The 12,349-nt window shown below is 62.0% G+C and carries 13 protein-coding genes; 3 read left to right on the top strand and 10 right to left on the bottom strand.

The window, feature by feature from the left end; all coding sequences use genetic code 11:
* Positions 1 to 16: 16 nt before the first annotated feature.
* Complete coding sequence (locus tag ASD52_RS00065; protein WP_025427844.1) at positions 17 to 883, top strand: LysR family transcriptional regulator; 867 nt, start codon at positions 17 to 19, stop codon at positions 881 to 883.
* A gap of 6 nt (positions 884 to 889) precedes the next feature.
* Here the strand turns inward: ASD52_RS00065 and ASD52_RS00060 are convergent, their stop codons facing one another.
* The 4 genes from ASD52_RS00060 to ASD52_RS00045 form a co-directional block, all read right to left on the bottom strand.
* Positions 890 to 1,561: an amino acid ABC transporter permease gene (locus tag ASD52_RS00060; RefSeq protein ID WP_025427845.1), complete on the bottom strand. Its 672-nt coding sequence runs from the start codon at positions 1,559 to 1,561 to the stop codon at positions 890 to 892.
* Positions 1,562 to 1,583: 22 nt separating this feature from the next.
* Complete coding sequence (locus ASD52_RS00055) at positions 1,584 to 2,399, bottom strand: transporter substrate-binding domain-containing protein (protein ID WP_025427846.1); 816 nt, start codon at positions 2,397 to 2,399, stop codon at positions 1,584 to 1,586.
* An 11-nt stretch (positions 2,400 to 2,410) separates the two neighbouring features.
* Positions 2,411 to 2,713, bottom strand: a complete 303-nt coding sequence (locus ASD52_RS00050) for a GYD domain-containing protein (RefSeq protein WP_038576291.1) — start codon at positions 2,711 to 2,713, stop codon at positions 2,411 to 2,413.
* 61 nt (positions 2,714 to 2,774) lie between these two features.
* Positions 2,775 to 3,440, bottom strand: coding sequence for an isochorismatase family cysteine hydrolase (locus tag ASD52_RS00045; protein ID WP_025427847.1), 666 nt, complete (start codon positions 3,438 to 3,440; stop codon positions 2,775 to 2,777).
* A 147-nt stretch (positions 3,441 to 3,587) separates the two neighbouring features.
* Here ASD52_RS00045 and ASD52_RS00040 point away from each other — a divergent pair, with 147 nt between their 5' ends.
* A complete protein-coding gene (locus ASD52_RS00040) occupies positions 3,588 to 4,478 on the top strand; it encodes a LysR substrate-binding domain-containing protein (protein WP_025427848.1) in 891 nt (296 codons plus the stop codon).
* A 15-nt stretch (positions 4,479 to 4,493) separates the two neighbouring features.
* Here ASD52_RS00040 and ASD52_RS00035 read toward each other — a convergent pair whose 3' ends face one another.
* The 4 genes from ASD52_RS00035 to ASD52_RS00020 form a co-directional block, all read right to left on the bottom strand.
* A complete protein-coding gene (locus ASD52_RS00035; protein WP_025427849.1) occupies positions 4,494 to 6,185 on the bottom strand; it encodes an alpha/beta-hydrolase family protein in 1,692 nt (563 codons plus the stop codon).
* A gap of 179 nt (positions 6,186 to 6,364) precedes the next feature.
* Positions 6,365 to 6,997, bottom strand: a complete 633-nt coding sequence (locus ASD52_RS00030; RefSeq protein WP_025427850.1) for a LysE family translocator — start codon at positions 6,995 to 6,997, stop codon at positions 6,365 to 6,367.
* 313 nt (positions 6,998 to 7,310) lie between these two features.
* On the bottom strand, positions 7,311 to 8,600 hold the full coding sequence (locus tag ASD52_RS00025) for a mechanosensitive ion channel domain-containing protein (protein WP_057217674.1): 1,290 nt from the start codon (positions 8,598 to 8,600) through the stop codon (positions 7,311 to 7,313).
* Between the two features lie 258 nt (positions 8,601 to 8,858).
* The gene (locus tag ASD52_RS00020) at positions 8,859 to 9,317 is read right to left on the bottom strand and encodes an Lrp/AsnC family transcriptional regulator (RefSeq protein WP_025427852.1); all 459 of its coding nucleotides are present in this window, start codon (positions 9,315 to 9,317) and stop codon (positions 8,859 to 8,861) included.
* A 124-nt stretch (positions 9,318 to 9,441) separates the two neighbouring features.
* Here ASD52_RS00020 and ASD52_RS00015 point away from each other — a divergent pair, with 124 nt between their 5' ends.
* Positions 9,442 to 10,725, top strand: coding sequence for a cystathionine gamma-synthase family protein (locus ASD52_RS00015; RefSeq protein WP_025427853.1), 1,284 nt, complete (start codon positions 9,442 to 9,444; stop codon positions 10,723 to 10,725).
* A gap of 55 nt (positions 10,726 to 10,780) precedes the next feature.
* Here ASD52_RS00015 and ASD52_RS00010 read toward each other — a convergent pair whose 3' ends face one another.
* Both ASD52_RS00010 and ASD52_RS00005 read right to left on the bottom strand, forming a co-directional pair.
* The gene (locus ASD52_RS00010; protein WP_025428215.1) at positions 10,781 to 11,131 is read right to left on the bottom strand and encodes a VOC family protein; all 351 of its coding nucleotides are present in this window, start codon (positions 11,129 to 11,131) and stop codon (positions 10,781 to 10,783) included.
* Between the two features lie 68 nt (positions 11,132 to 11,199).
* Entirely contained in the window at positions 11,200 to 12,132 is a 933-nt protein-coding gene (locus tag ASD52_RS00005) for a LysR family transcriptional regulator (protein ID WP_051509174.1), read from the bottom strand.
* Positions 12,133 to 12,349: the final 217 nt, after the last annotated feature.

The following is a 12,349-nucleotide window of genomic DNA, read 5'->3' as shown; positions in this document are numbered from 1 at the left end:
ACCGGATGGGATGCCGATGCAAGTGGATCTGATCGAGACGTTTCTGGACCTGATGGAAACCCGTTCCTTCAACCGCACGGCCGAGCGGCTGAACATCACCCAGTCCACCGTTTCCCACCGCGTCAAGGCGCTGGAGGCACAGTTCAATCGCAAGCTCTTTACCCGCAACAAGGGTGGAACCGTGCCGACAGCCGCCGGACTCAGGTTTCTAGACTACGCAATAGCCTTGCAAAACCAGTGGCATGAGGCAACGCGCGCGGTCACCAATGCCGGCGCGCTGGAGCGCTCCATGCGGCTCGGCATCCAGCACGATCTGGCCGAAGCCTTTGCCGGCGAATGGCTATTCACGATCAGGCGTGAGCTGCCGACAACCGAAATCTACATGGAAGCGGATTATTCCAACCAGATGAACCGGGATCTCGGCGCCGGCAACCTCGACCTCGCCATGCTCTATACCCCGCACTATCTGCCCGATCTTCATTACGAAAGGATCGGCGATCTGCATTACATGATGGTGAGCACGGAAGCGGCTGCGCTATCGGATATCAGGGTCGAGACCTATATCCAGGCGATCTATTCGCCGGCCTTCGATCGCGCTCACCGGCTGGCTCTGCCGCATCTCTCCGCAGCGCCTGTTGCGACCGGCCAGAACATGGCGATCACCATGCTCCTGCATTCGCTCGGCGGAGCCGCCTATGTCACCACCGCAACGGCCAGACGGCTGACGCAATCCGGCCACGTCGCCCTTGTTGCCGATGCGCCGGTGATCCCGCAGACGGTCTACGCCGCCACCAGTCTGCGCACCCGTCATGCCCATCAGCACCGCAAGATCATCGGTGCGATGGAGGTGCTGCTTTCCGCAGGAAATGAGGAGGAAGCCTAATGTACGTTACGCCATTCGGCGCTGGATCAGCCGCTGTAAAAACATCAGGATCGAGACGATCGCAAGATAGTAGACGAGTGCTGCCGAATACCATTCGACGAAGCGGAAACTCGACGCGATCGCGTCGTTGACGACGGCCATGATCTCCCGCATCGAAATCACATAGGCAAGCGAGGTCAGCTTGATCAGGTTGATGAACTCGTTGACGAGCACCGGCATGACGATGCGCAAGGCCTGCGGCAGGACGACGAGGCCGAAGGTCTGCAGGCGGTTGAGCCCGAGCGCGCGTGCCGCATCTGTCTGCCCCTGGCCGATCGCCGCGAGCGCCCCGCGCATCGCTTCGGCCATATAGGCGGTCGTCACCAGCGTGAAGGCGATGAAGGCGGCGGCAAAGGGCGTGTACCAGGGCGCGCGCGTCAGGCCGGGAAAGAGCTGCGGCGCACCGTTCCAGACGATCAGCAGCACCAGGATGAGCGGCGACGAGCGAAACAGCCAGACATAGAGCTGGGCCGCCGTGCGCCGCACCGCCGCCATCGAGTTCAGGGCGACGGCGAGCGGCAGGCAGAGCAGAAACGAGGCGACCTGAACCAGGATGGACAGCAGGATCGCGATGGCCGCCCCCTGCAACATGACCGGCATGGTCAGGGCATCCAGAAACAGTTTCGTGTCGAAGTTCATGCCCTGTCCACCTTTTCAAGCCTCAACGATCGTAATCGACGTCGAACAGCGCCGGGTCCAGCCCGTATTTCTTGGCGATGCCGGCAAAAAAACCCTGCTCCTTCAGGGCCTTCAGCCCAGCCTTGACCGCGGCCGCATCGCTGCCTTCCTGGCGGCTGTAGATGCCGTAGGTGAAATCCGATGCCCACGTGTAGGGAAGCTGCAGCGTCCCGTCGGAACGCGAGGCGCGGTAGGCGCCTTCGGCCTCTTCGGTCATCGTCGCATCGACGCGGCCGACGAGGACCTGCTGGTAGGCCGCCTGCTGGGTCGGATATTCCTGGACCTCGACCGGCGGCTGACCCTTGGCGATCAGTTCCTTGTTCAGGGGCTCGATCCGCTCCTGCTTGTAGTAGGCGCCGGCTTCGAGCGCGATCACCTTGCCGCTCAGATCCTCCGGCGCCTTGATTGTGTCGCTACCGGCCTTGGTCACCATCGCGGTGGCCGATTTCATGTAGGACACGCCGTCATAAGTCTCGCGGCGCTTGGCGTTGATGTAGATGCCGCTGACGATCAAGTCGCAGCGCCCGGCCCCGAGCGTCGGCAACAGCCCGGCAAACTCCGTGACGGTATAGTTGACCTTGGCATTCCAGAGACCGGCGAGCGCTTCGACGATCTCGATATCGATGCCGGTCGGGGTTAGATCGGCCGGACTTTCCTTGAAGGTCAGCGGCGGAAAGGCCGCGGTGGTGCACACACCGATATCGCCATCGGCGGCAAAAGCCGGCGGCTCCGCCTGGGCAAGCCCCGCCGACAGCAGGATGGTTCCGAGAAGGGTTGCATGCGATGCCAGTCTGATCATCTCTATTCCCCTCATTGTGTTGGTGAAACGCGCCCGACGATGTCGCCATAGGTCTGGCTGTCGAAGGCGGGAAGGATAAGCGGGTCGACGAACCCGTCGCGTCGTGCCGTCAGCACGTATTGCATCATCGACGCATTATCAGGCATCTCGAAAACCTGGACGAAATCATAGGTTCCGAGCGTGGCGTAGAAGGCGACCGAGCGGCCGCCGAGCGAAGAAACGCGGTCTTCGCTCACCTTGCGCCGCGCGCCGCTGTCGGCGAGTTCGGCCAATCCCTTGGCCGTCAGTTTCATTAGCGAGATATATCGTTGCATGGGGCATCATTCCGTTGAAACGGTTGGCATCAGAACCGGTGATGTGGTGTTGGCGTCAGTGTTAGCGGCTAGCTTTTGCCAGGCCGGCGATGACCGCGTCGCTGGTCGAGACCGTGCCGAAGATGCCGTTCTCGATCGAGATCATGTTGATCGCCGCCTCATGCGCCCATTGCTCGCCGCTGGCGCAGCAATCCGAGATCGTCAGGCACTGGAAATTGCGGTCGCAGGCCTCGCGCAACGTCGTATGCACGCAGACGTCGGTGGTGCAGCCGGTAAACAGCATATGGGTGATGCCCTGCGCTCTGAGCACATGCTCGAGATCCGTATAGGTGAACGAGCTGTTGCAGGTCTTGTCGATGATGACGTCGCTGTCTGCGACATCGAGCTCGGGTAGCAGCTGAAAGCCGGGGCTCGAGCGCAGCAGGACCTCGGTGTTTTCCAGCCCCGAGCGCTTGCGGCGCCATTTTTCGTAAGGCGTCATGTCGGCGAGGTCGGCACGATAGCCCTGGCGCGTATGGATGATCAGGCATCCGGCTTGCCGCGCCGCGGCGATGACACGGTTGACGGCCGGCAGAATTGCCCTAAGCGGCGCCGGATCATAGCCCATCGAAGCGAAGTAGCCGTCGGGCGAGCAGAAGTCGATCTGCAGGTCGATCACCATCAGCGCGGTCTGCGACGGAACCAGCTTTCCGTCATAAGGAAAATCAAATGGTTGGGCCTCGATCATGCATGTCTCCCTCTCTCCGATCCAATTCATAGGAGCAAAAATCGATTGGGAATAGCGATTTTTTGTGCTTGATATTGTCTAGTTTTGCTAAACAATTGCCATTGCTTTGCACGCGACAGTCGATTGTCAATCAAGGCGGAAGTTCGAATGAAAGCTTTGCATTTCCTGCCTTATCTCAGGGCCTTCGAAGCCGTCGCCCGGATCGGCTCCGTGCGCCAGGCGGCCGACGAACTGGGCCTCAGCCCCGGCGCGGTATCGCTGCAGCTGCGCCGGCTTTCAGAGACGACGGGGCTGACACTTCTGGAGAAATCGGGACGCAATATCCGCCTGACGGCGGCCGGACGTGATTTCGCCCAGACCGTCTCCCATGCCATGGGCAATCTTGCCGTCGCGGTCGAGAATGGTGCCGAGCGGCAGCTCGAAAACCACCAGAAGAAGCTGACGGTCGCCCTGCCGCCGGCGCTGGCGATCGCCTGGATGGCCAGCCTCCTGGTGCAGTTCGCCGATGCGCGCGGCGTCAGCGATCTCGCCATGCGCAGCTGCATTCGCGCAAGCGACGTCCTCTGGGACGATGTCGACCTGGCGATCGTCTACGACAATCCGCCCTTCGACGGCCTGTGGTGGCAGGTGGTCAGCGACGTGAAGCTCAGGACCATATGTTCGCCGTTATTGTTCCCGCGGCTGGAAGGCTCGCACCGCGACAGGAAGCTGCGCGACGTCACATTGCTGCATGAGGATGACGGGCGGGAATGGACGCGCTGGTCGGCCGCCTCGCGCATCTCGCTCGAAGGCAGCCGCAGCGTTCGGGTGCCCTCGGTCGCCGTCGCCGTCGCATCCGCCCTGCAGGGACAGGGCATTGCGCTCGTCTCGGACGTTCTCACCCGCTCCTACCTGCAGGAAGGCCGGCTGATCCAGCCGTTCCCGACGGCGATACCGGCATCAGCAGGCTACTATCTTCTCTGTCCGACGGAGAAGGCCGAGGAACCGCTGATCCAGGCGCTTGCCCACCAGATCGCCGCCCACCTGCGTGGCGACTGACTGGCGCCGTACCCTTCAATAGCGCCCTTTGAGCAGCGCCTTCAGCCGCACCGCATCATCCGCGGTTACGCCCGGCGGATCGACAACCTGCATCCACGCATCGATATAGTGTTCCGGCGCATAGACGTGGCCGTAGCCGATCGGCGTCGTCGTGCCCATCGCCATGTCGGCCAGAAGCTGGAACATCGTCACGACAGGAAACCATCGAAGATCGGGCGAGACGTCATGCCCGCGCGGCGCTTTCATCCAGTCCGGCTCGCGGTAGAAGGAATACGGATCGAAGAAGGTGATCGGGTCGCTGGCATATTGCAGGTAGACGATGCGGACATTGCCCCATTCAGGGCCCGGAATATCAAGCGTATTCGCCTGGTTGGTGAAGCGGATCACCGATCCGTCGCGATAGAGCGGGCGCCATTGCGGAGACCCTGGATTGCGATTGCGGGTGATCGATAGCCAGGTCTTCGTCGGAAACGGCGAGCCGACCCAGAGCGCGCCCTGGAACGGATCGCTGATGATGTCGAACGGGTCGACCGAACCCTGCGAATTCATCGAGCCGAGGCTGAGGCCGTAGAGATAGAGCCGCGGCCGCTTGTCCTTGGGCAGCGTCGTCCAGTAGCCGTAAACCGCGTCGAACAGGGCGTTGGCTGTCTCGGCGCCATATTCCGGCTCGACCAGCAGAGAGAGCCAGCTCGTCAGGTAGGAGTATTGCACCGCGACACTGGCGACGTCGCCTTTCAACAGATATTCGAGCGAATCGAGCCCCGGCGGATCGATCCAGCCCGTTCCGGTCGGCACAACGATCATAAGGTTGGAGCGCTCGAACCCGCCGACGCGCTTCAGTTCTTCGAGCGCGAGCTTCGCTCGCTCCTTTGCCGTCTCGGCCGAATTGAGCCCGGCATAGACCCGCAGCGGCTCCTTCGCCCCGCCATTGAAGAAGGCGCCGATGTCCTTGGCGCTCGGCCCTGACGCGATGAACTGGCGTCCCTGCCGCCCGAGTTCATCCCAGGTCATCAGCGACGCGCCACTGCCCGTCTTCATCGGGTCAGTCGGCGGCGCCACATCAGGATCGATCAGCGCGTCGAGCCGTTGGAACGAGCTGTCGGCCGCATGCAGAGCGTAGCGGAAGATCACCCCGTCGGTGGCCGACCAGAACAGTGCAATTGCCGCCGCTACTGCGGCGAGCTTTGCTAGTGGCCGCGTCAACACATACTCGAAGCGCCTGGCGAGAACGCGGAACGTCAACCGAAACAGCCGTGCCAGCAGGACGATGAAGATGAAGACGAGCACGGCAATCAGGCCAAGCTTCAGCGGCTCCGCGCTCTCGACCGGGTCGAGGCCCATGAGGTTCCGCACGGTATTCTGCCACGCCGCCGCCCGCCAGAGGAAGGCGAGTGCAACGGCGGTGCAGCCGAGGGCAGCCACCAGCTTGAGGATCAGCCCGGTCCGTGGCCGCACATCGGGCAGCTCGAGAAACGACCACAGCCAACGAAGGAACACGCCGATGGCATAGCCGGCAGACAGCGAAAGACCTGAGATGACCGCTTGGATGACATAGGGGCGCGGGATCAGGCTTGGCGTCAGCGATGCAGCGAAAAACAGCACCCCGACGATGAGGCCCGTCGTCGAAAACGACGCCCTATGCCCGGACACGAACTGTGGAATGGGCCACTTTGCCACGCGCAGACCTGTCTCTTGAAGGTGATCCACCGGCAGGCTCCTTGTTCACGGTCGTTCATCGAGCGCGCCATTCCGATCGACGCGTTACCCGATTGATAACCGCCAGTCACCGCGCCGACAACCTCGTATCGGCCCTGCAACCGCTACGGGCGCGACAACCCTTGCCAAAGCGGCGAATGCGGCATCCCCTTACACGCGGTGGGTGCGGATCAGCTCTTCTGGAAGGCCAGGTGAACGCCGAGCCCGACGAGCACACCACCGCCGACGCGTTGCATGGCGCGCTGCGCCATGCTCGAACGCTTGAGCCGGGTGATCAGCACGCCCGCGAGGATGACGCAGGCAATATCAGCCGACGAAAACATCAGGTTGACGATCGTGCCGAGGATGACGAACTGCAGCCAGACCGGAAACGCCGCGGATGCATCGATGAACTGCGGCAGGAAGGCGACGAAGAAGATCGCCGTCTTCGGGTTCAGCACTTCGACGGTGATGCTCTCGAAGAAGGCGCGCCGGCCGGATTTCGCCTGGATGCCGGGCAAGGCGCGCTCCCCTTGCGTCTTGGCGCGAAACAGCGAGATGCCGAGCCAGACGAGATAGGCCGCACCGGCAAACTTGACGACCATGTAAAGCACCGGCACCGCATGAAACAGCACCGACAGGCCGGCAGCCGCCGCGAAAACATGCACATAACCGCCGAGGTGAATGCCAAGCGTCGCCATCAATCCGGACCAGCGGCCGCGCGCCATCGTCTGCGCCGCCGCATAGAGCATCGCAGGACCGGGGATATAGGCGAAGATCGCCGTGGTGGCGAGGAAAGCCAACAGCAGTTCCATTGAAGGCATCGATGTGCTCCCGATAGGCTGGACGGTGCGGATAAGCTGGCAATAGACAATGCCTGCGCTTGCTTGGCAAGGCGAATGGGCCAATGCGCGCACGCAGACATTGCGGGCCGGCCCGACCTTGCCACGCCCACCTGCCTGCCGTTTTGGAATCTACAAGCCGGAATGCGGCGCGCATCTCCCAGCCGAGGGCGACCGACGCGCAGGCCGCAACGTCGCCTCCCATAGTTGTCCAGTCCGGTGTTGCGAGCCCAAGACGTGTGCAGCGTCGGGCGTTTCATCGTCCTCCACACCACCCGCGTAGCGGCGTTCCGCTTCACGCGCGGGTCACCTCGACAGGTGTCTTCATGATGATTTCACGATGCGGGAACGGGATGGAAATGCCGGCCGCCTTGAACGCATCCCATAGCGCCATCAGCACTTGACCGCGAATATTCGTCAGCCCGTTGCTCGGATCGGAAATCCAGAACCTCAATTTGAAATCGAGCGATGATGCACCGAAACCGGTCATCCAGCAGACCGGCCGGGCATAGGTGCTGGCGACCCGCGGAATCGATGCGGCGGTCTCGATGGCGATGCGCGCGACCTCGTGCGGATCGCTGTCATAGGATGTTCCGAAGTCGATCTCGATGCGAACATAGTCGCTGGAAAACGACCAGTTCACGACTTGCTGCGAAATGAAGTCTTCGTTTGGAATGAGGTATTCCTTGCCGTCTCTCGTGATCACCGAGACGAACCGGGATCGCAGGTCGCGGACCGAGCCGAAGGTATCGCCGAGTGTGATCGTGTCGCCCGGTTTGATGGATTTATCGAGCAGGATAATGATCCCCGAGATGAAGTTGGAGACCACCTTCTGCAGGCCAAAGCCGATGCCGACACCGACGGCACCGGAAAAGATCGTCAATGCGGTCAAGTCGATACCGGTGGCGTTCAGGGCGATTAAGCCGGCGAAGCAGATCAATGCGATCTTGACCAATTTGCTGATGAGGACCTTGAAGGAGGGGGTGAGATCCGCAGACCTCTGTATCCAATGCGCCGAGACGTTACCGAACAGGACGGCGAGCCAGATCAGCGCAAAGGAAAGGACGATAGCCTTCAAGACAAGCAACAGCGAAAGGCGAACCGCGCCGAGATTGAACGCCACGCCATCGAGCGTCGTCAGGATCACGCGATCGAGGCCAATCGCGTAGAGCGCAAAGTAGATCCAGCCAGTGACGGCAACAACACGCGCCAGCGTCTGATTTCTGATGATGCGCGTGAGGACCGAGATAACAAACCACGCCGCCGTAAGCGTAAGCGCGGTGCCGACCAGCCATCGGTATGACGGCCATCCAAAGCGCAACAGCATCGCATCGGCGATCCACAGCCATATAATCAGAAATAGCCACCGTAGCCGCCGCATGAAAGCGATGATGACGCGCAGCAAGTCCGGATTGCCCTTGATGGTGCGTGCGCGAGCTTCGACTGCCGGCTCTATCCGCTTTGCCAGGAGGCCACAAACCAGGTAGCCGGCGACAATCAGGGCGAGTTGATAGAACGTCCACTCGTTGAGAAGGACCGTCCGCATCCAGGAACCAACGGCGTCGAACGCTTCTACGAAATCCATCGCCTTTCTCCGCGAGCGCCATGCGTCCATCTGAGCGCACGAGAGCGGGGTGAGGAAAAGTGGGCGCGGTTTCCGCCCGCATCCCGCCCTAGCCAGAATCGATCACGTTCATGATCGTGGGTCGATCGACCGAAAATCATCGTGATCCAGGGACGCTCTCTTTTGAATCTAGCGCACCCTTTGCACTTTCAAAGCCGCCGCCCGAAAACCTGGTGCGGTCGCGTCGGGAAAATGCGACCCGCATACAGCGCAGTCCTCTCAGATCCGCCGCTCCTTGATCGTGTTCATGACGAAGCTTGTCTCGATCGAGGCCACGCATTTGAGCCGCGCGATCTTCTCCTTGATGAAGCGCTCGTATTGTTCGAGCCCGGCGCTCATCACCTTCAGCACATAATCGCGCGAGCCGGTGACGAGGTGGCATTCGAGCACTTCGTCCCAGCCGCGGATCGCCTGCTCGAACATGACGATCTCGTCCTCGTGCTGACGACTGAGCCTGACGGTCGCGATCGCCGTCATCGTCCAGCCCTCGACCGCCGGGTCGATCAAGGCGGTATAGCCGCGGATCACGCCGGTCTCCTCCAGCCGCCGCAGCCGGCGCAAACAAGGCGACGCCGATAGCCCGACGCGCTCGGCGAGCTCGTTGTTGGTGATGCGCGCGTCGGCCAGCAATTCCTTCAGAATTCGGCGGTCGGTTTCATCGGCAATTTTCTGCGTCATATTCCTTCAGTCCTGGCAATAGTTTGCGCAACTCAAGGGTATGTGATCGCAAATAGCAAGGATCGGTCCAGGCGTCTGATATAATTTGCCTGTCAGTCGCCCCGTTTCGCTTCAGGAGAAAGCCATGACCGCGCCGCACCCCTACAAGACTCATATCGGAAACCACAAGCTGCATCCCGAAACACTGATGCTGAACTATGGCTACGATCCTGAACTGTCGGAGGGGGCCGTCAAGCCGCCGGTGTTCCTGACGTCCACCTTCGTCTTCCGTTCGGCCGAGGAAGGCCGCGACTTCTTCGATTTCGTCTCCGGCCGCCGCGAGCCGCCGGCGGGTGTCGGCGCTGGTCTTGTCTATTCGCGCTTCAACCACCCGAACAGCGAAATCGTCGAAGATCGCCTTGCCGTCTATGAGCGCACGGAAAGCTGCGCGCTGTTTTCCTCCGGCATGTCGGCGATTGCCACGACACTGCTCGCCTTCGTCAAGCCCGGCGACGCGGTGCTGCACAGCCAGCCGCTCTATGGCGGTTCGGAAACGCTGCTGGCGAAAACCTTCCTCAATCTCGGCGTTTCGGCCGTCGGCTTTGCCGATGGCGTCAACGAGGCGGCGGTGACCGCGGCCGCCGAAGAGGCGATGGCCAAGGGCCGCGTCTCGGTCATTCTCATCGAAACGCCTGCCAATCCGACCAACAGCCTGGTGGACGTCGCCATGATCCGCCGCGTCGCCGACGCGATCGGCGCCAAGCAGGGTCACACGCCGGTGATCGCCTGCGACAACACCCTGCTCGGACCGGTCTTCCAGCGGCCGATCGAACACGGCGCCGATATCTCGCTCTATTCGCTGACCAAATATGTCGGCGGCCACTCCGACCTCATCGCCGGCGCAGCCCTCGGCTCGAAGGCGGTGATGAAGCAGGTGAAGGCGTTGCGCGGCGCCATCGGCACGCAGCTCGATCCGCATTCCTGCTGGATGCTCGGCCGCTCGCTCGAAACCCTGTCGGTGCGCATGCACAAGGCCAACGATAACGCCCGCGTCGTCGCCGAGTTCCTGCGCGACCATCCGAAGGTCGAGCGTATCCACTACCTGCCCTTCCACGACGAAGCCTCACCGCTCGGCAAGGCCTATGCGGCGCAATGCACTGGCGCCGGCTCGACCTTCTCCTTCGATATATCAGGCGGCCAGGAAGCGGCCTTCCGCTTCCTCAACGCACTGCAGATCTTCAAGCTTGCCGTCAGCCTCGGCGGCACGGAATCGCTGGCGAGCCACCCGGCGGCGATGACCCATTCCGGCGTGCCGATCGACGTGCGCCGCCGGATCGGCGTTCTCGACACGACGATCCGGCTTTCGATCGGCATCGAACATCCCGACGATCTGGTCGCCGACCTCGCCAACGCGCTGACGCTCGCCTGATTTCGAGAACCTGACATCAGCAGACCGGCCGCCGACGCCTTCGCGACCGGTCTGCTCAATGGGACAGGATGTTGATCACGTTGCCGAACGGGTCGCGGAGATAGAAGCGCCTGACACCCCAGGGCTCATCGGTAATGTCATAGACGATCGCCACGCCCTTTTCCCGGGCTTGGGCATAGACCGCATCGACATCGTCAACCTCGATCGAAAGCACCGGCACCGGCGTGCCGTTCCCGCCCTCACTCGCCACGCTCACCTGCGGCAATGCCGTCTGCCCTTTGGCCGCGAATGTCAGAATCCAGCCGTGATCCATCACCAGCTCGAGCCCGAGCAGATCTGCGTAAAAGGCGTGCGCGGCCTGCGGATCTGACGCGTAAAGATTGGACACGATACGTTTGACTGCCATGTCGTCCTCCCGGTTTTGCCACTCGGCAATCTGTATCGCCACGACAAGTTTGCCAAGAGCAGTGGTGCCTACTCCGATCGCGGCAGCACGGTCCGGATCGCGGTTTCGACCACAGCCTTGAAGCGCGCGATCTCCGGCCGCCGCTGCTGCTGGCGCGAGGTCTCCAGAAAGACCGTTCCCTCGGTGCCGTCGATTGCGAGCGGGCGGATGACGAGCGCCGGATGCAGGCCCGCCAGATGCCGGGCGAGTGACGACGGAACGGTGGCGACCAGCCGGCTCGCGGTCAGTGCATCGCCGATCCCCAGATGCGATGGCATGATGAGCATGATACGGCGCGAGCGCCCGTCCCGCGCCAGCAGCCGATCAAAATGGTTGTCCGAGACCGGCCACGGCAACGAATAGAGATGCGAGGCTGACAAATAGCCTTCGACCGTGACCTCATCCGTCGGAGCCAACGGGCAGAGCGGACCGAACAGGCAGACGAGGCGGTCGATCGCAACCGGGGTCCGGTCAACGAGGCTGCGGTCGTCACGATCGCCGCCGACCGAGATGACCGCATCGACTTCGCCCTGCGACAGTTCGGTGGCGTAGGAGCGGCGCTCGAAGGAGCGGATCTCCAGGCTATGGCACGCATGGTCCTGTTGCACGCCCTGGATCAGCACCGGCAGCAACTGCTGGCGCAGGCCGTCGGGCACCACCAGGGTAAACCGGCGCGCCTGGGGCAACGCTTCCAAAGCGCCGGATGAAACCGCGAGCGTAATGCTGGCAATCATCTCGCTGAGCGGCACCGCGATCTCTTCCATCCGCGGCGACGGCGCCATGCCGGTTGGCGTGCGCGCGAACAGTTCGTCGGAAAAATCCTCCCGCATGCGCCGCAGCCTGTGGCTGATCGACGACGCCGTCACCCCGAGCCGCACCGCCGCCCGCCCGACATGGCGTTCCAGCATCAGTGCATGCAGCACTTTCAGATTGTTGAGGTCGATGCGACGCCAGTCGAGCATGCTGAATTCCGTTCAATGCGAGATGAGGAGCGATCATTTTCCAGCGATCGTTGGCCTTGCTACAGCGGCTCCTTAACACAGGAGGTGGCATGAAAGCAGCCGCGTCCCAGGAGAGAACGGACCATTGAGATGCAGGTGATGATCGAGGGACAGTCACGCTTCCGGCCTTTCGGCTTACCTTATTAGTCACGCTTCCGGCCTTTCGGCTTACCTTATT

This window comes from Ensifer sp. Root142, assembly GCF_001426785.1.
GTDB classification, from domain to species: Bacteria; Pseudomonadota; Alphaproteobacteria; order Rhizobiales; family Rhizobiaceae; genus Ensifer; species Ensifer canadensis.
Note: the sequence above shows the minus strand (reverse complement) of the source record. Positions and strands in the feature narration are given on the sequence as shown.